Annotated in this window: 22 protein-coding genes; 10 read left to right on the top strand and 12 right to left on the bottom strand. The window is 52.4% G+C overall.

Going from position 1 to position 17,802, the window contains the following annotated elements; translation table 11 throughout:
• The gene (greA, locus tag C813_RS25570; protein ID WP_017457342.1) at nucleotides 1-477 is read right to left on the bottom strand and encodes a transcription elongation factor GreA; all 477 of its coding nucleotides are present in this window, start codon (nucleotides 475-477) and stop codon (nucleotides 1-3) included.
• Between the two features lie 247 nt (nucleotides 478-724).
• Between greA and dacB the strand changes: the two genes are divergently transcribed.
• On the top strand, nucleotides 725-2,158 hold the full coding sequence (dacB, locus tag C813_RS25560; protein WP_017457341.1) for a serine-type D-Ala-D-Ala carboxypeptidase: 1,434 nt from the start codon (nucleotides 725-727) through the stop codon (nucleotides 2,156-2,158).
• Nucleotides 2,159-2,235: 77 nt separating this feature from the next.
• Here the strand turns inward: dacB and cgtA are convergent, their stop codons facing one another.
• From cgtA to rplU, 4 genes are all read right to left on the bottom strand, one after another.
• Nucleotides 2,236-3,411: an Obg family GTPase CgtA gene (cgtA, locus tag C813_RS25555; protein ID WP_017457340.1), complete on the bottom strand. Its 1,176-nt coding sequence runs from the start codon at nucleotides 3,409-3,411 to the stop codon at nucleotides 2,236-2,238.
• 15 nt (nucleotides 3,412-3,426) lie between these two features.
• Nucleotides 3,427-4,392 (bottom strand): DMT family transporter, encoded by a 966-nt coding sequence (locus C813_RS25550; RefSeq protein ID WP_017457339.1) that lies wholly within the window; start codon nucleotides 4,390-4,392, stop codon nucleotides 3,427-3,429.
• Between the two features lie 94 nt (nucleotides 4,393-4,486).
• The gene (gene rpmA, locus C813_RS25545; protein WP_017457338.1) at nucleotides 4,487-4,744 is read right to left on the bottom strand and encodes a 50S ribosomal protein L27; all 258 of its coding nucleotides are present in this window, start codon (nucleotides 4,742-4,744) and stop codon (nucleotides 4,487-4,489) included.
• A 20-nt stretch (nucleotides 4,745-4,764) separates the two neighbouring features.
• Nucleotides 4,765-5,076, bottom strand: a complete 312-nt coding sequence (gene rplU, locus C813_RS25540; protein WP_003025032.1) for a 50S ribosomal protein L21 — start codon at nucleotides 5,074-5,076, stop codon at nucleotides 4,765-4,767.
• A gap of 259 nt (nucleotides 5,077-5,335) precedes the next feature.
• On the opposite strand from rplU, the gene ispB reads away from it, so the two are divergent.
• Nucleotides 5,336-6,307: an octaprenyl diphosphate synthase gene (gene ispB, locus C813_RS25535; protein WP_017457336.1), complete on the top strand. Its 972-nt coding sequence runs from the start codon at nucleotides 5,336-5,338 to the stop codon at nucleotides 6,305-6,307.
• A gap of 214 nt (nucleotides 6,308-6,521) precedes the next feature.
• Nucleotides 6,522-6,812: a DNA-binding transcriptional regulator SfsB gene (gene sfsB, locus C813_RS25530; protein ID WP_025263823.1), complete on the top strand. Its 291-nt coding sequence runs from the start codon at nucleotides 6,522-6,524 to the stop codon at nucleotides 6,810-6,812.
• Nucleotides 6,813-6,890: 78 nt separating this feature from the next.
• On the opposite strand, the gene murA is transcribed toward sfsB, so the two are convergent.
• From murA to mlaF, 7 genes are all read right to left on the bottom strand, one after another.
• On the bottom strand, nucleotides 6,891-8,150 hold the full coding sequence (murA, locus tag C813_RS25525) for a UDP-N-acetylglucosamine 1-carboxyvinyltransferase (RefSeq protein WP_017457334.1): 1,260 nt from the start codon (nucleotides 8,148-8,150) through the stop codon (nucleotides 6,891-6,893).
• Between the two features lie 52 nt (nucleotides 8,151-8,202).
• On the bottom strand, nucleotides 8,203-8,457 hold the full coding sequence (ibaG, locus tag C813_RS25520; protein ID WP_017457333.1) for a BolA family iron metabolism protein IbaG: 255 nt from the start codon (nucleotides 8,455-8,457) through the stop codon (nucleotides 8,203-8,205).
• 126 nt (nucleotides 8,458-8,583) lie between these two features.
• A complete protein-coding gene (mlaB, locus tag C813_RS25515) occupies nucleotides 8,584-8,877 on the bottom strand; it encodes a lipid asymmetry maintenance protein MlaB (RefSeq protein WP_017457332.1) in 294 nt (97 codons plus the stop codon).
• The gene (gene mlaC / locus C813_RS25510) at nucleotides 8,874-9,512 is read right to left on the bottom strand and encodes a phospholipid-binding protein MlaC (RefSeq protein ID WP_017457331.1); all 639 of its coding nucleotides are present in this window, start codon (nucleotides 9,510-9,512) and stop codon (nucleotides 8,874-8,876) included. The genes mlaB and mlaC overlap by 4 nt, the downstream gene beginning before the upstream one ends.
• Nucleotides 9,513-9,528: 16 nt before the next feature.
• Nucleotides 9,529-10,080: an outer membrane lipid asymmetry maintenance protein MlaD gene (gene mlaD / locus C813_RS25505; RefSeq protein WP_017457330.1), complete on the bottom strand. Its 552-nt coding sequence runs from the start codon at nucleotides 10,078-10,080 to the stop codon at nucleotides 9,529-9,531.
• 4 nt (nucleotides 10,081-10,084) lie between these two features.
• Complete coding sequence (gene mlaE / locus C813_RS25500; RefSeq protein WP_017457329.1) at nucleotides 10,085-10,867, bottom strand: lipid asymmetry maintenance ABC transporter permease subunit MlaE; 783 nt, start codon at nucleotides 10,865-10,867, stop codon at nucleotides 10,085-10,087.
• A gap of 7 nt (nucleotides 10,868-10,874) precedes the next feature.
• The gene (gene mlaF, locus C813_RS25495; RefSeq protein WP_017457328.1) at nucleotides 10,875-11,687 is read right to left on the bottom strand and encodes a phospholipid ABC transporter ATP-binding protein MlaF; all 813 of its coding nucleotides are present in this window, start codon (nucleotides 11,685-11,687) and stop codon (nucleotides 10,875-10,877) included.
• A gap of 229 nt (nucleotides 11,688-11,916) precedes the next feature.
• Between mlaF and C813_RS25490 the strand changes: the two genes are divergently transcribed.
• Genes C813_RS25490 through rpoN form a run of 7 tightly spaced genes read left to right on the top strand, consistent with a single transcriptional unit; the run spans nucleotide 11,917 to nucleotide 17,787 of the window.
• On the top strand, nucleotides 11,917-12,891 hold the full coding sequence (locus tag C813_RS25490; RefSeq protein WP_017457327.1) for a calcium/sodium antiporter: 975 nt from the start codon (nucleotides 11,917-11,919) through the stop codon (nucleotides 12,889-12,891).
• Between the two features lie 13 nt (nucleotides 12,892-12,904).
• Nucleotides 12,905-13,891 (top strand): arabinose-5-phosphate isomerase KdsD, encoded by a 987-nt coding sequence (gene kdsD / locus C813_RS25485; protein ID WP_017457326.1) that lies wholly within the window; start codon nucleotides 12,905-12,907, stop codon nucleotides 13,889-13,891.
• A 14-nt stretch (nucleotides 13,892-13,905) separates the two neighbouring features.
• On the top strand, nucleotides 13,906-14,472 hold the full coding sequence (gene kdsC / locus C813_RS25480; RefSeq protein WP_017457325.1) for a 3-deoxy-manno-octulosonate-8-phosphatase KdsC: 567 nt from the start codon (nucleotides 13,906-13,908) through the stop codon (nucleotides 14,470-14,472).
• On the top strand, nucleotides 14,469-15,044 hold the full coding sequence (gene lptC / locus C813_RS25475) for an LPS export ABC transporter periplasmic protein LptC (protein ID WP_017457324.1): 576 nt from the start codon (nucleotides 14,469-14,471) through the stop codon (nucleotides 15,042-15,044). The genes kdsC and lptC overlap by 4 nt, the downstream gene beginning before the upstream one ends.
• Nucleotides 15,013-15,573: a lipopolysaccharide ABC transporter substrate-binding protein LptA gene (gene lptA / locus C813_RS25470; protein ID WP_017457323.1), complete on the top strand. Its 561-nt coding sequence runs from the start codon at nucleotides 15,013-15,015 to the stop codon at nucleotides 15,571-15,573. Before lptC ends, lptA begins: the two co-directional genes overlap by 32 nt.
• 6 nt (nucleotides 15,574-15,579) lie before the next feature.
• Nucleotides 15,580-16,305, top strand: coding sequence for an LPS export ABC transporter ATP-binding protein (lptB, locus tag C813_RS25465; protein WP_017457322.1), 726 nt, complete (start codon nucleotides 15,580-15,582; stop codon nucleotides 16,303-16,305).
• A 48-nt stretch (nucleotides 16,306-16,353) separates the two neighbouring features.
• Nucleotides 16,354-17,787, top strand: a complete 1,434-nt coding sequence (rpoN, locus tag C813_RS25460) for an RNA polymerase factor sigma-54 (protein ID WP_017457321.1) — start codon at nucleotides 16,354-16,356, stop codon at nucleotides 17,785-17,787.
• Nucleotides 17,788-17,802 lie beyond the last annotated feature (15 nt).

Raw genomic sequence — 17,802 nt, 5'->3', positions numbered from 1 at the left:
TCAAAGATATTCCACTTTGATAATTTCGTATTCCACTTCGCCGCCCGGCGTACGAATCACCACCACATCATCCTGCTCTTTACCTACCAGGCCACGGGCAATGGGAGAATTGACTGAAATCAGGTTCTGTTTAAAGTCGGCTTCATCATCGCCAACAATGCGATAAGTCTGCTCTTCGTCATTATCGAGGTTCAATACCGTAACGGTGGAACCAAAAATAACACGGCCGCTTTTCGGCATTTTAGAAATGTCGATCACCTGCGCATTGGACAATTTTGCTTCGATATCTTTAATTCGCCCTTCGCAGAAGCCTTGCTGCTCGCGCGCTGCGTGATATTCCGCATTCTCTTTCAGATCGCCATGTTCGCGGGCTTCCGCGATGGCGGCAATGATTTCAGGGCGACGAACGGATTTCAGAAACTCCAGTTCTTCGCGCAATTTTTCGGCACCACGTAAGGTCATCGGAATAGCTTGCATTGTTATACCTCTTGAACATTCCTGTAGGGAGCGGTAACCCACCCCATCTGATCTACCTCCCCCGTACACCGGCATATACCGTCGGGCAGGAGCAAAAGAAAACTGACCCGGGGACAAAGCCCCAGGTCAGCGCAATTTTTCAATTTGATACGTATTTTACCCGGAAGTTCACTATGGGTCATCGTTTACTTTCCGGGTCGTTGCGCCGTAGTATGACGGCTTGTTTACTGCTTCCTAGCGCGAGATTATGCGATTTTCCAGCTTTATCATCGGATTGACCACAAGTATAGCCCTGAACGTTCAGGCCGCGAATGTAGACGAATACATAAACCAACTGCCGGATGGCGCAAACCTGGCGCTGATGGTGCAAAAAGTCGGAGCTCAGGCGCCAGAAATTGATTACCACGGTAAACAAATGGCGCTGCCAGCCAGTACTCAGAAGGTCATCACCGCGCTGGCGGCACTGTTGCAGCTTGGGCCGGACTTTCGCTTTACAACCACGCTGGAAAGCAAAGGTTCTGTCGAGAACGGTACACTAAAAGGTGACTTAATTGCACGATTTGGCGGCGATCCGACACTAAAGCGTCAGGATATTCGCAATATGGTCGCGGCGCTGAAAAAATCAGGCGTGCAGAAAATCGAAGGTAATGTACTAGTCGATACCTCTATTTTTGCCAGCCATGATAAAGCGCCAGGCTGGCCGTGGAACGACATGACGCAATGCTTTAGCGCGCCACCTGCTGCGGCGATTGTCGATCGCAACTGCTTCTCGATTTCGCTCTATAGTGCGCAAAAGCCGGGCGATTTGGCCTATATCCGGATCGCTAATTATTATCCGGTGAATATGTTCAGCCAGGTGCGCACGCTCGCACGCGGCTCCGCTGAGGCGCAGTATTGCGAACTGGATGTTGTCCCTGGTGATTTAAATCGATTTACATTGACGGGATGCCTGCCGCAGCGTGCCGATCCGCTCCCGCTGGCTTTCGCCATTCAGGACGGAGCAAGCTACGCCGGTGCAATTTTGAAAGCAGAATTGAACGACGCAGGCATCACCTATAGCGGCACCTTGCTGCGCCAGACGCAAGAGAACCAGGCCGGTACTGTCATTGCCAGCAAGCAGTCGGTACCGCTTCACGATCTGCTAAAGCAGATGCTGAAAAAATCAGACAATATGATCGCTGATACGGTGTTTCGTATGATTGGTCACGCGCGCTTTGGCGTACCGGGTACCTGGCGAGCAGGATCGGATGCAGTGCGACAGATCCTGCGCCAGCAGGCTGGCGTCGATCTCGGAAATACAATCATCGCCGATGGCTCCGGTCTGTCACGACATAACCTGCTGGCACCCGCCACGATGATGCAAGTTCTGCAATATATTGCACAGCATGACACAGAGCTCAATTTCATCTCAATGCTGCCGCTGGCAGGCTATGATGGCTCTCTGCAGTATCGCGCAGGCCTGCATGAAGCAGGTGTAGACGGCAAAGTTTCGGCCAAAACAGGCTCCTTGCAAGGCGTGTATAACCTGGCCGGCTTTATTACTACCGCGAGCGGTCAGCGGATGGCTTTCGTGCAGTATCTTTCCGGTTATGCTGTCGAACCGGCGGATCAGCGTAATCGCCGCATTCCACTGGTGCGTTTTGAAAGCCGGCTGTACAAAGATATCTACCAGAACAACTAACAAAAATGCCGGGTAGCGAGTGCTAACCCGGCATTTTGTTGGCAATATTCCCCGTGCAGCCGGGGAAATCGCAGCGATTAACGCTTGTAGATGAACTCGACGCCTTCTTCGTCGTCTTCGTCCCAGTCGTCATCCCACTCTTCGTCATCTTCTACCACTTCAGCTTCTTCAAGCTGCTGGCGATGATAATCGTCCCACATAAACTCGACTTTCTCAGGCTGCTGCTCTTCCTGCGCCTGGGTGATCGGGTTTTCGATGATAAAGGTCATCACGTCCCAGCACAGGTCTTTCACGCCCTGCTGGCTAGCCGCTGAGATAAGGTAGAATTTATCTTCCCAACCCAGCGCCTCAGCGATAGCTTTTGCTTTAGCTTCTGCTTCCGCTTTATCCATCAGATCGATTTTGTTGAATACCAACCAACGCGGTTTGGCCGCCAACTTCTCGCTGTATTTTTCCAGTTCACCGATGATGACACGGGCATTTTCCGCCGGATCGGAACCATCGATCGGATCGATATCGATCAGATGCAGCAGGACGCGGCAACGCTCCAGATGCTTCAGGAAACGGATCCCGAGGCCTGCGCCATCAGCAGCCCCTTCGATCAACCCCGGAATATCGGCGACCACAAAGCTCTTTTCGTTATCCATACGGACAACGCCAAGGCTCGGCACCAGCGTGGTAAACGGATAATCCGCCACTTTTGGTTTTGCAGCCGATACCGCGCGAATAAAGGTTGATTTGCCTGCGTTTGGCATACCAAGCATACCCACATCGGCCAGCAACATCAGTTCCAGCTGCAGGTCGCGCTTATCGCCCGGCGTACCCATGGTTTTCTGACGAGGCGTACGGTTAACCGAGGATTTAAACCGCGTGTTGCCCAGACCATGCCAGCCACCTTTGGCAACCATCAGGCGCTGACCATGTTTAGTCATATCGCCCATCGTTTCGCCGGTACCCTGATCGATAACACGCGTACCGACCGGTACTTTCACCGTAATATCTTTTCCGCGTTTCCCTGTACAGTCACGGCTCTGGCCATTCTGCCCGCGTTCAGCGCGGAAAGATTTTTCAAAACGGTAGTCAATCAGGGTATTAAGGTTTTCGTCCGCTTCCAGCCAGACATCACCGCCGTCACCACCGTCGCCGCCATCAGGGCCGCCTTTCGGGATATATTTTTCGCGGCGGAAGCTCACACAACCGTTACCGCCATCACCTGCCACGACAAGGATCGTAGCTTCATCAACAAACTTCATTTTACTCTCCGTAACTCATTCGCCTGAGCGGGGCACAGTGGCGACCACTTCGCGATTACGCCAGCGTCCCAAAAGACGATGACCAATAGCGGAAAACATCGCGCCCGCAACCACGACAAACGCACCGAGATAACCGATAAGGTTTAACATCGGTCTGGCGAAAACATCGGGCCAGGCCATTGATAATAAATCTGAAAAAAACAGCGTAAAGAGCGGTGTCAGCGTGATTAATGCGCTCACCTGCGCCGCCTGCCAGCGAGCCATCGCTTCCGCCAGCGCGCCATAACCCACCAGCGTATTCAGGCCACAAAACACCAGACAAGCCAGTTGCCACTCATTCAACTGAAGCAGCACGGCGGGTTTTGCCAGCGGCAATAACGCAACTGTACACAAAGTGTACAGCAAAAAGAGGATCTGCTGAGAGGCCAGGCGCCGCAATAACACTTTTTGTGCGACGCCGTAACTCACCCACACCGTGGCTGCTCCGACGCCAAAAATCACGCCCCTGGTGTAATCTGTCAGGCGGGTAAAAATCTCCACCAGGCTGGTGTTAAAAAACATCACCAGACCACAGATAAGCATCAGCGCGCCGATAACCTGGGTGCCGCGCATTCTCTCTTTGAGGATAACAACGCTGGCGACCATCATGCCTACAGGCGAAAGCTGACCGATCACCTGAGAAGCCGTCGGGCTAACGTATTGCAGGGAAGAGCTGAAGAGGATGAAATTCCCGAACAGCCCACCAGTGGCAATTGCCAACAAAACTAACCAGCGCGGCTTGCGAAAAAGATGCAGCGGGGGCAGTTTTTTTTTCCAGCCGAGAATCAAACCAAGGCCGATTCCTGCCATCAAGAAGCGATAAAAAACCACCGTTGGCGGTTCCATCACTTCCAGCACCTGCTTCATGGCGATGGGTAATGCGCCCCAGCACATCGCAGTGGTGAGAGCCAGCGCAATACCAATGCCTGCCTGCTGTTTCATGCCCGTATTCCCTGCCAGAATTTACCGGACTTCTAATGTAAAAAGCCCCGCAACGTGTTGCGGGGCTTTCTTCCGTTACCGGGACGCGAAAAACTTATTCAGCAACGATGCTGATGAATTTACGGTTTTTCGGGCCTTTAACTTCGAACTTAACTTTACCGTCAGTCAAAGCGAACAGAGTGTGGTCACGGCCGCAACCTACGTTAGAACCAGCGTGGAATTTGGTGCCACGTTGACGAACGATGATGCTACCTGCCAGAACTGCTTCACCGCCGAAGCGTTTTACGCCCAGACGTTTAGCTTCTGAATCGCGACCGTTACGAGTTGAGCCGCCAGCCTTTTTATGTGCCATTTAAATCTACTCCTCAGGTCTTAGGCGCTGATGCCAGTAATTTTCACATCAGTAAACCACTGACGGTGGCCCTGCTGCTTACGGTAGTGTTTACGACGACGAAACTTAACGATTTTAACTTTCTCGCCACGACCGTGAGCAACAACTTCAGCTTTGATTACGCCGCCATCAACGAAAGGAACGCCGATTTTGACTTCTTCACCGTTTGCGATCATCAGAACTTCAGCGAATTCAACAGATTCGCCAGTTGCGATGTCCAGCTTTTCCAGGCGAACGGTCTGACCTTCGCTTACTCGGTGTTGTTTACCACCACTTTGGAAAACTGCGTACATATAAAACTCCGCTTCCGCGCACATATTCTGATCAATTCAGAGTGCGCTATAAATATTCACAATAGGGCGCGAATATTACGCAAATTGCTAGCCTTTGACAAGAGTGATCGTCACTCCATGCAGAAAAAAAACACAACACGTAAGGTAACGTTTATCTGGCGCATTTTTTCAGTACAATCAACAATACTATTCTAACCCGTAACCCTTTGTTATCCCATTTTGCTATGTGGTAAACAGGACTGAAAGCCCGGCTTTTGCGATGAATTTAGAAAAAATCAATGAGTTAACCGCGCACGATATGGCGGGTGTAAACGCGACGATTCTGCAACAACTCAACTCGGATGTTCAGTTAATCAACCAGTTGGGCTATTACATCGTAAGCGGCGGCGGCAAACGCATCCGTCCGATGATTGCCGTGTTGGCGGCGCGAGCCGTTGGCTACGAGGGCAATTTGCACGTCACTATTGCCGCATTAATCGAATTTATCCACACCGCGACCCTCCTCCATGACGATGTTGTGGATGAGTCCGACATGCGTCGCGGCAAAGCCACCGCTAACGCGGCCTTTGGCAACGCAGCGAGCGTGTTGGTCGGTGATTTTATCTACACCCGCGCTTTCCAGATGATGACCAGCCTCGGCTCGCTGAAAGTGCTGGAAGTAATGTCAGAAGCCGTAAACGTGATTGCTGAAGGCGAAGTCCTGCAGTTGATGAACGTCAACGACCCGAATATCACTGAAGAAAATTATATGCGCGTCATTTACAGCAAAACCGCCCGTCTGTTTGAAGCGGCGGCTCAGTGCTCCGGCTTGCTGGCTGGTTGTACGGAAGCGCAGGAAAAAGGGCTGCAGGATTATGGCCGCTACTTGGGTACGGCTTTTCAGCTCATCGACGATTTGCTTGATTACAGCGCAGACGGTGAAACACTCGGCAAAAACACTGGCGATGACCTGAATGAAGGCAAACCGACGTTACCGTTGTTACATGCCATGCATAACGGCACACCAGAACAAGCACTGATGATCCGCGAAGCTATAGAGCAAGGAAACGGCCGACACCTTCTGGAACCTGTTCTGGAAGCAATGGCGGCCTGCGGTTCACTGGAATGGACGCGTCGTCGTGCAGAAGAAGAAGCGGATAAAGCAATTGCTGCTCTACAGGTTCTGCCGGATTCACCGTGGCGCGACGCGCTGGTCGGCCTTGCCCACATCGCCGTTCAGCGCGATCGTTAATCTTTCCAGATTCCCGCGCATTGTCGCGGGAAAGTTCCAGTAAGTTTTCTTAAACCACATAAAAACCAAAAATAACCAGTAATATCAAGCCTTGTCATAATCCTAAAACGCAAAATATTACATGAGCTTTTCAGAACAAATGCTCCCATATGCGTATAGTAAATAGCGTTGTTGGCGTAAATAATTGACACCTATTTTCTATCAGGGAGATGTTATGGAAACAAAATTAATGGACTGGCATCAGGCTGATATCATTGCCGGATTGCGTAAAAAAGGAACATCGCTGGCTGCGGAATCCCGTAAAAACGGGTTAAGCTCTTCAACCCTCGCTAACGCTCTGACCCGCTCCTGGCCAAAAGGGGAATTGATTATTGCTCGTGCACTGGATACCGATCCCTGGGTTATCTGGCCATCACGTTATCATGATCCTGTCACCCATGAATTTATCGATAAGACGAAGCTGATCAGGAAAAAAGGGAGGAAAAATAAGCGGTCATGCAAGTAGCACCTCCCCTTGCTTGCCAGAACAAGCGATAGAAAAAAAGGGAGCCGAGGCTCCCTTCTTACTGTTCCGCAGACAGGCTTATTCGCCTTTGACGCGCTCAATGTTCGCGCCAAGCGCACTGAGTTTATCTTCAATACGCTCGTAGCCACGATCGATATGATAGATACGATCAACGATGGTGGTTCCTTCCGCAATACACCCCGCCAGCACAAGACTTGCAGAAGCGCGTAAATCGGTTGCCATAACTTGCGCACCGGAGAGCTTTTCTACACCGTGACAAATCGCTGTATTACTTTCGATTTCTGCGTGAGCACCCATACGGATCAGCTCAGGGATATGCATGAAACGGTTTTCGAAGATAGTCTCGGTGATAACGCCCGTACCTTCAGCCACCAGGTTCAGCAGCGTAAATTGCGCCTGCATATCGGTCGGGAATCCCGGATGCGGAGCTGTGCGCACATTAACCGCTTTCGGACGCTTACCATGCATATCAAGGCTAATCCAGTCTTCGCCAACCTCAATATCCGCACCCGCATCGCGCAACTTAGCCAGCACCGCGTCCAGCGTATCCGGCTGAGCGTTACGACAGACAATTTTACCGCCAGAGATCGCCGCCGCGACCAGGAAAGTCCCGGTTTCGATACGGTCAGGCAGGACACGATAAACACCACCGCCCAGGCGTTTCACCCCTTCGATGGTAATGCGATCGGTTCCCATACCGGTGATTTTTGCACCGAGGGTATTGAGGAAGTTTGCCGTATCAACAATTTCCGGCTCACGGGCGGCATTTTCGATAATGGTCGTGCCTTCCGCCAGCGTCGCAGCAGACATAATGGTTACTGTCGCGCCGACGCTTACTTTATCCATCACGATATGCGCGCCTTTCAGACGCCCGTTAACGGAAGCTTTGACATAGCCCTCTTCCAGCTTGATCTCCGCGCCCAGTTGTTCCAGACCGGTAATATGCAAATCCACTGGACGCGCGCCAATGGCACAACCGCCAGGCAGGGAGACCTGCCCCTGACCGAAACGCGCCACCAACGGCCCCAGCGCCCAAATAGATGCGCGCATGGTCTTCACCAACTCGTAAGGTGCGCAGAAAACATTGACGTCGCCCGCATCGATCCACACGGATCCATTGCGTTCCACCTTGGTGCCCAACTGGCTAAGCAGTTTCATGGTGGTATCGATATCTTTCAGTTTCGGAACGTTACGGATTTCAACCGGCTCTTCCGCCAGCAACGCGGCAAAAAGAATCGGCAGCGCGGCGTTTTTCGCGCCTGAAATTGTCACTTCGCCCTGGAGACGCGTCGGCCCCTGTACACGAAACTTATCCATTCATCTGATCTCTGTTAAGAATTCACACGCGCAGTGGGTTTATCCCCTGCGCTCAAAAGCCGTTAAGTTTGCGATCCCGCGCCCACTCCGCCGGAGTGTAGGCTTTGATCGACAGGGCATGGATACGGTTGTCTGCAATGTATTCCATCAGCGGGCCATAAATGGTCTGTTGTTTCTTGACCCGGCTCATGCCGTCAAAAATCTCACCCACAGCGACAACCTGAAAGTGACTGCCATCGCCAGTGACGTGGGCTTCCTGGAGAGAGAGTGCGTTCATCAGCACCGTCTGAATTTCATGATTTTCCATGGGTGTAAATATCATCTAATAGTGAAAACAGTCACACATCTTAGAGGAAAGTGGCGTCGGCTTAAACAAGCAAAAAGCCCCATCAATATAAAGGATGGGGCTTTAAGTAGTAACGCATTGAAAAAATTAGTGAGGCAATACATCCTGCGGCAAATTATAGAGCGCGGCGAGGGTGGAGACATTCTCACTCACCCCAGCAAGCACAACATTATTTCCCTGCTTTTTGCCCTGTGCCACCAGATGTACCAGCAGCGCGACGCCTGCGGTATCCACGCGTGACACGCCATGTAAATCGATGCAGGTCACCCCGTTCATCGCCTCCACGCGCGCATCCCACAGCGGGTTTAAGAGATCCTGATCCAGTTCACCCAACAGTTTCAGGCAGTCTCCATCGCGCGACCAGCGTAGACTGGCTGTCATTGCTTTTTCTCGTCCAGGGTAATTTTCTGGCGGGAAATAGATTGCAGCTCGGCGGTTAAACCGTCGATACCTTTGGTACGCAGCAGATCACTCCATTCGTTCTGTTTGGTGGTGATCATGCTCACCCCTTCGGCAATCATGTCGTAAGCCTGCCAGTTGCCCGTTTGCGTGTTTTTACGCCACTGGAAATCCAGGCGCACCGGCGGACGGCCATTTGGATCGATGATAGTTACGCGGATCGGCACAATTGTCGCATCGCCCAGCGGCTGCTCCGGCGCAATCTGATAGGTCTGCCCGTGATACATTGCCAGCGCCTGGCCGTAAGCCTGTTTCAGGTATTCGCGAAATGCAGCGAAATAGGCTTCACGCTGTGCGGGGGTCGCTTCTTTGTAATAACGGCCCAGCACCAACGCACCGGCGTATTTCACCTGCACATAAGGCAGCAGTTCCTGATCAACAACATCGCGCAGGTAGTCTGGGTTCGCACGGATTTTCGGCTGCTCATTTTTGAGGCGATCAAAGGTTTTCTGTGCCGCGTCTTTCATTGCGGCGTAAGGGTTAGCTTGATCGGCCGCCATCGCGGTACCCAGCGGCGCAACCACCAGCAGGGCAACCATTAATAGACGTTTAAACATGCGTCAATTCTCCTCGTTAATTCGTCTGACCAGCAGACGGTGCGGCTTGAGTATTCCCTGCATCGTGGGCTGCCGCATCGCCTGAATTCTTATTGTCACCGCCTTTACTGTTGTAAAGGAATTGTCCGATAAGATCCTCAAGCACTATGGCGGACTTGGTATCCTGAATGGTGCTTCCTTCTTTAAGCATAGAAGTTCCCATCTCAGGATCGTCAAAACCAACGTTCAACGCCAGATACTGCTCACCTAACAACCCGGAAGTGCGGATCGCCAGCGAGCTGGTATCCGGGATCTGGTTGTAACGTTCTTCAATATCCAGCGCGACACGTGGCAGATAGGTTTTGGGATCGAGAGAGATATCCGCAACGCGCCCGATCACCACACCGCCAATTCTTACCGGCGAATGGGCTTTCAGACCGCCAATATTGTCAAAGGTGGCATAGACACGGTAAGTCGGCTCGGTGCGCATAGAGGCGACATCCGCCGCTTTTAAGCAGATGAAGAGTCCAGCCAGCAGCGCCAGCACAAGGAAAACACCGACCCAAATTTCACTTTTTTTCGTTTGCATGAACTCAATTCCCAAACATCAGTGCGGTGAGCACAAAATCAAGGCCAAGCACGGCCAACGAGGAGTGCACAACGGTGCGTGTTGTCGCCCGGCTAATGCCAGCAGAAGTCGGGATCGCATCATAACCATTAAATAACGCAATCCAGGTCACGGTGATGGCAAACACCACGCTTTTAATCAGGCAGTTAACCAGATCCATTCGCCACTCGACGGCGTTTTGCATCGCGGTCCAGAAAAAGCCCGTATCAATACCCTTCCAGTTAACGCCAACCAGCGAACCGCCCCAAATACCGACAGCGACAAAGATAATGGTTAACAGCGGTAGCGAGATGACTCCCGCCCAAAATCGTGGCGAAATCACGCGCCGCAGCGGATCAACCGCCATCATTTCAAGGCTGGAAAGCTGTTCGGTCGCGCGCATCAAACCAATCTCAGCAGTCAATGCAGAACCGGCTCGACCGGCGAACAGCAACGCAGCGACAACCGGCCCCAACTCGCGCAGCAACGACAGCGCCACCAGCATGCCAAGACTGGTTTCGGCGCTGTAGGTGGTCAACACCAGGTAACCCTGCAGACCGAGCACCATACCGATAAACACGCCGGAAACAATAATAATGAGCATCGACAGTACGCCGACATTGTAAAGCTGGCGAACCAGCAGCGGTGCGTGTTTGCGGAATTCGGGTTTACCCACCACCGCATTAAAGAGCATCAAACCGGCGCGCCCAAACGTCGCGATCGTTTTGATCCCGCGGTGCCCAAGCGATGCCAGTGCATTTAGCAGCATGAGCGTCTTAACTCCCTGTTTCTAATAAATCGGTCTGATAATCACCCGCCGGGTAGCGGAACGGAACCGGGCCATCGGCAATGCCATCCAGGAATTGACGCACGCGCGGATCGCTGTTCTCTTGCAGCCCTTGCGCACTACCGTGGGCGACAATTTTCCTGTCAGCCACAATATAGGCGTAATCAGCAATACTCAGCACTTCAGGAACATCGTGGGAAACAACGATACAGGTGACGCCCAGCGCGCTATTCAGCTCAGAGATCAACTTCACCAGCACGCCCATTGTGATGGGATCCTGACCAACAAAGGGTTCATCAAACATGATCAGATCCGGCTCCAGTGCAATGGCTCTTGCCAGCGCGGCGCGTCGCGCCATACCGCCTGAGAGTTCAGATGGCATTAAGTCCGCCGCACCGCGCAGCCCTACTGCTTCCAGCTTCATCATCACCGTGCTTCGCAGTAACGGCTCGGGCAGCAAAGTGTGCTCACGCAAAGGATAGGCAACATTGTCAAAAACGTTCATATCGGTAAACAACGCGCCAGACTGAAACAGCATGCTCATTCTTTTGCGCACGGTGAACAGACGCGAACGGGTCATCTCTGGCACGTTTTCGCCATCGAATAAAATCTCACCGCTATCAGGCGGGATTTGTCCACCGATCAGACGCAGGAGCGTCGTTTTGCCGATCCCTGAAGGTCCCATAATGGCGGTGATCTTACCGCGAGGTACCGTCAGTGAAATATTGTCAAAGATTGGGCGGCTGCCGCGGGAGAAGCTGACGCCACGAACATCGACCAAATTCGCCACAGTCTGGCTCATTTCCTCTTCCTTATAAGCCTCGTCGGCCACAAGCATGACGCTTGATAACATCACGAACCCAACATTTTTACAGAATATTACCTGCTGGGGTTAGCGAAAGCTGGCATTTGTTTTACTTTTGAGCCGCATAAAGTCAAAATTAGGAATCATTACGCTACGCGGAACTCCCGGTTTTACCCGGCATGGCAGCCTGCGAGCCGGCGGATTATACCTGAAGAAAGGACGTTAGATGCTTTTAGCGACGGCGCTATTGATAATTGGTTTACTCTTAGTGGTCTACAGTGCCGATCGTCTGGTGTTCGCTGCTTCGATCCTTTGCCGCACATTCGGTGTACCGCCTTTAATCATCGGCATGACCGTTGTAAGCATCGGTACCTCACTACCGGAGATAATCACTTCCGTCGCCGCATCGCTGCATGGACAGTTGGATCTGGCTATCGGCACGGCGATCGGCTCTAACATTACCAATATCTTGTTGATCCTCGGCGTCGCCGCGCTTTTACACCCTTTTACCGTACATTCCGATATTCTGCGCCGCGAATTACCGTTAACCTTGGTAGCCAGTCTGCTGGCAGGCGTGGTGTTGTACAATGGGCACCTCAGCCGCTTTGACGGCATTATTTTACTGTTATTAGCCGTGCTATGGCTGGTGTTCATTGTTAAAATTGCCCGCCTGGCCGAGCGCCAGGGCAACGACAGTCTCACCCGAGAGCAGGTGGCGGAGTTACCGCGAGACGGCAGCCTCTCAGTCGCGTTCCTCTGGCTGGGCGTAGCGTTAATCATTATGCCAATGGCAACACGTATGGTGGTGGATAACGCGACAGTGGTAGCGAACTACTTTGCTATCAGCGAGCTGACCATTGGCCTGACGGTTATTGCTATCGGTACTGGCCTGCCTGAACTGGCGACAGCGATTGCCGGTGCGCGCAAAGGTGAAGATGATATTGCCATTGGCAATATTATTGGTTCAAACATCTTTAACATTGCTCTCGTGCTGGGTTTGCCCGCGATGATTGCGCCGGGCGACTTTAACCCGATAGCCTTTACGCGTGATTATGGCGTGATGTTGCTGGTCAGTGCCCTTTTTGCCCTGATTTGCTGGCGACGTAAGCAAATCAGCAGAAGCGTCGGCGCACTGTTATTGGGCGGGTTTATCGTGTGGCTGGCGCTGCTCTACTGGCTGTCGCCGCTTTTGACTGGATAATCGGATACGCATTATGTCGCAAATAGATTTGCAGCCGGGTTTTGACTTTCAACAAGCAGGTAAAGACGTCCTGGAAATTGAACGTGAAGGCCTCGCAGAGCTGGATCAATACATCAACGCCGACTTCACGCAGGCGTGCGAAAAAATGTTCTATTGCGCCGGGAAAGTGGTGGTGATGGGAATGGGCAAGTCCGGCCATATCGGTAGAAAAATGGCGGCCACATTTGCCAGCACCGGAACCCCCTCTTTCTTTGTGCATCCGGGTGAAGCGGCCCATGGTGATCTGGGAATGGTCAGCCCGCAAGATGTGGTCATTGCGCTGTCAAATTCAGGGGAGTCGAACGAGATCCTCGCGCTGATCCCGGTGCTGAAGCGATTAAAAGTTTCGTTGATTTGCATGACCAGCCGACCAGAAAGCAGCATGGCGCGCGCCGCCGATATTCATTTATGCGTTAAGGTGCCGAAAGAAGCCTGTCCGCTGGGTCTGGCGCCAACGTCCAGCACTACGGCGGCGCTGGTAATGGGCGATGCGCTGGCTGTCGCGTTGCTGAAAGCGCGCGGTTTTACGGCGGAAGATTTCGCCTTATCGCATCCCGGCGGCGCACTGGGCCGCAAACTGTTGCTGCGCGTCAATGACATCATGCATACCGGTGACGAAATCCCCCATGTCAGCAAAAACGCCAGCCTGCGTGATGCACTGCTTGAAATCACGCGCAAAAACCTGGGCATGACGGTTATCTGCGATGATTTGATGAAAATTGAAGGAATCTTTACCGACGGCGACTTACGCCGCGTGTTCGATATGGGCGGTGATGTCCGCAGCATGGGCATTGCCGACGTCATGACGCCCGGCGGTGTTCGGGTACGTCCCAACACACTGGCAGTGGATGCGCTGAATCTGATGCAATCCCGGCACATTACCTCCGTGTTGGTGGCCGATGGCGACCAGTTGCTGGGTGTGTTACATATGCACGATTTACTGCGCGCAGGCGTAGTGTAAAGAAGGACATAAGAATGAGTAATGCTGGCGCGTCGCTTGCGACCTGTTATGGGCCGGTAAGTACGCAAGTTATGGCGAAAGCGGAAAAAATACGCCTGTTGATTCTGGATGTGGACGGCGTGTTATCCGATGGGCTCATCTATATGGGCAATAACGGAGAAGAGCTGAAAGCATTTAATGTGCGCGATGGTTACGGGATCCGCTGTGCGCTCACTTCCGACATTGAGGTTGCCATAATTACCGGGCGAAAAGCTAAACTAGTGGAAGATCGCTGCGAAACGCTAAAGATTAAGCACTTGTATCAAGGTCAGTCGGATAAACTGCTCGCTTACCGCGAGCTGCTGGCAAAACTGGCGCTCACCCCCGAGCAGGTTGCTTATGTGGGTGATGATCTGATCGACTGGCCAGTGATGGCGGAAATTGGCTTGAGCGTTGCCGTTGCCGATGCGCATCCGCTGCTGCTTTCACGCGTGGATTACGTTACGCGCATTAATGGCGGCCGAGGCGCAGTTCGTGAAGTCTGTGATTTGTTGTTGCTGGCGCAAGGCAAGCTGGATGAGGCCAAAGGGCAATCGATATGAGTAAAACCAGACGTTGGGTCATCATTCTGCTGGCGCTGGCCGCACTGATCCTGATAGGGATCAACCTGACGGCTCAGGATGAGCCGGATCCGGTCGCCACCAATACTGCCGACCCGACTTACAAAAGCCAACATACGGATACGGTGGTTTATAGCCCGGAAGGGGCGCTTAACTACCGGCTTATCGCGCAGAACGTGGAATACTTTTCTGCTGAAGGTGTGAGTTGGTTCGCGCAGCCCGTTCTGACAACATTCGACGAGAATAAGGTTCCAACCTGGTCGATAAAGTCAGACAAAGCAAAGCTGACCGATGACAAAATGCTTTATCTTTATGGACATGTTGAAGTCAATGCGCTGACGGCGGACGCCCAGCTGCGAAAAATCACTACGGATAACGCCCAGATTAACCTGGTAACGCAGGATGTTACCTCGAATGATCAGGTCACGTTGTACGGTACAACATTTAATTCCACCGGCCTGAAAATGCGCGGCAACTTACGCAGCAAAAACGCCGAGCTGATTGAAAAGGTTAGAAGCTCCTATGAAATTCAAAACAAACAAACGCAGCCTTAATCTTGTATTGGCCACCACGCTTTTGGCCGCCGCGCTTCCGGCGCTCGCCGTGACCGGGGATACCGATCAGCCTATCCATATCGACTCCGATCAGCAGTCGCTGGATATGCAGGGTAATGTCGTGACCTTCACCGGCAACGTCGTGGTAACCCAGGGAACAATTAAAATTAATGCCGACAAAGTCGTCGTTACCCGTCCGGGTGGTCAGCAAGGTAAAGAGATCATTGACGGTTACGGCAACCCGGCGACGTTTTACCAAATGCAGGACAATGGCAAACCCGTTAAGGGCCACTCCTCGCAGATGCATTACGAACTGGAAAAAGATTTCGTTGTGCTGACTGGTAACGCCTATCTGGAACAGCTGGATAGTAATATCACCGGTGACAAAATCACTTATCTGGTGAAAGAGCAGAAAATGCAGGCGTTCAGCGACAAAGGCAAACGCGTGACCACCGTTCTGGTTCCGTCGCAGTTGCAGGATAAGAGCAATAAACAAACCCCGGCCCCGGCGCAAAAAAAGAGTAATTAATTCGTTATGGCAACATTAACTGCAAAGAATCTCGCCAAGGCTTATAAAGGCCGCCGCGTAGTTGAGGATGTCAGTCTGACCGTCAACTCTGGCGAAATCGTCGGGCTGCTCGGCCCTAACGGCGCAGGGAAAACCACCACTTTTTATATGGTGGTAGGTATTGTGTCGCGTGACGCGGGTAACATCATTATTGATGATGAAGACATCAGCTTGCTGCCGCTGCATGCACGTGCGCGCCGCGGTATTGGTTATCTTCCGCAGGAAGCCTCGATTTTTCGCCGCCTGAGCGTCTACGATAACCTGATGGCCGTTCTGCAAATCCGCGATGACCTGACCTCAGAGCAACGCGAAGATCGCGCCAATGAGCTGATGGAAGAGTTCCACATTGAACATCTGCGCGACAATATGGGCCAATCGCTCTCCGGTGGCGAACGTCGCCGTGTGGAAATTGCCCGCGCGCTGGCGGCGAATCCGAAATTTATCCTGCTGGATGAACCCTTTGCCGGCGTTGATCCGATTTCCGTTATCGATATCAAACGTATCATTGAGCACCTGCGTGACAGCGGTCTGGGCGTGCTGATTACTGACCATAACGTTCGTGAAACGCTGGCAGTGTGTGAGCGTGCTTATATCGTCAGCCAGGGGCATCTCATTGCGCATGGAACACCGCAGCAAATCCTTGAAGACGAACACGTTAAGCGCGTGTATCTTGGGGAAGACTTCAGACTCTGATAGGGTAGGGTTTATTGACGTTTTTTGTCGGAGAGTGCTGCTCTGAATATGAAGCAAGGTTTGCAACTAAGGCTCAGCCAACAGCTAGCCATGACGCCACAACTGCAACAGGCTATCCGTCTGCTGCAGTTGTCCACGTTGGAACTTCAGCAGGAACTTCAGCAAGCGCTGGAGAGTAATCCATTGCTGGAACAAACTGATCTTCATGAGGAAGTCGATAGCCAGCAGGTTCAGGAAAATGACGGCCTGGATACCGTCGACGCTCTCGAACAAAAAGAGATGCCGGATGAGTTGCCGTTGGATGCCAGCTGGGATGAAATTTACACCGCAGGTACTCCTTCCGGTAGCAGCCACGATTACATCGATGACGAATTGCCTATCTATCAGGGCGAAACCACGCAGTCATTGCAAGATTATCTAATGTGGCAGGTAGGGCTGACGCCCTTCTCTGACACCGATCGTGCTATCGCAACGTCTATTGTCGATGCCGTTGACGAAACAGGCTATCTCACCGTTTCGCTGGAAGAAGTGCTGGAGAGCATGGGCAATGATGACGTGGGGCTTGATGAGGTTGAGGCGGTACTTAAACGTATTCAGCGCTTCGATCCCGTTGGCGTTGCCGCGCGGGATCTGCGTGACTGCCTGCTGATCCAGCTCTCGCAGTTCGCCAAAGAGACACCGTGGTGTGAAGAGGCCCGGCTTATCATTAGCGATCACTTGGATCTGCTCGCCAATCACGATTTCCGCACCCTGATGCGCGTGACGCGCCTGAAAGAAGAGGTGCTGAAAGAGGCGGTGAATCTGATCCAGTCTCTGGATCCGCGCCCGGGCCAGTCGATCCAGACCAGCGAACCGGAATATGTGATTCCGGATGTTCTGGTACGCAAACATAATGGTCGCTGGACGGTGGAACTGAACTCCGACAGCATTCCACGTCTGCAAATCAACCAGCATTATGCCTCGATGGGCGGCGGCGCACGTAACGATGCCGACAACCAGTTCATCCGCAGTAACTTGCAGGAAGCGAAGTGGTTGATCAAAAGCCTGGAGAGCCGCAACGACACGCTGTTGCGCGTTAGTCGCTGCATTGTTGAGCAGCAGCAAGCCTTCTTTGAACAAGGCGAAGAATTTATGAAACCGATGGTGCTGGCCGATATAGCCCAGGCCGTCGAGATGCACGAGTCGACGATTTCTCGTGTAACGACCCAGAAGTACCTGCACAGTCCTCGCGGCATTTTCGAGCTGAAGTATTTCTTCTCCAGCCATGTCAATACCGAAGGTGGTGGCGAAGCCTCCTCTACCGCTATTCGCGCGCTGGTGAAGAAATTGATCGCCGCAGAAAACCCTGCAAAACCGCTGAGCGACAGTAAGCTGACGACCCTGCTTTCCGATCAAGGAATTATGGTGGCGCGGCGTACCGTTGCGAAGTATCGAGAATCTTTATCCATTCCGCCGTCGAATCAGCGTAAACAGCTGGTTTGACCCAACCGATAAGGA

The organism is Kosakonia sacchari SP1 (assembly GCF_000300455.3).
In the GTDB taxonomy this organism is placed as follows: domain Bacteria; phylum Pseudomonadota; class Gammaproteobacteria; order Enterobacterales; family Enterobacteriaceae; genus Kosakonia; species Kosakonia sacchari.
Note: the sequence above shows the minus strand (reverse complement) of the source record. Positions and strands in the feature narration are given on the sequence as shown.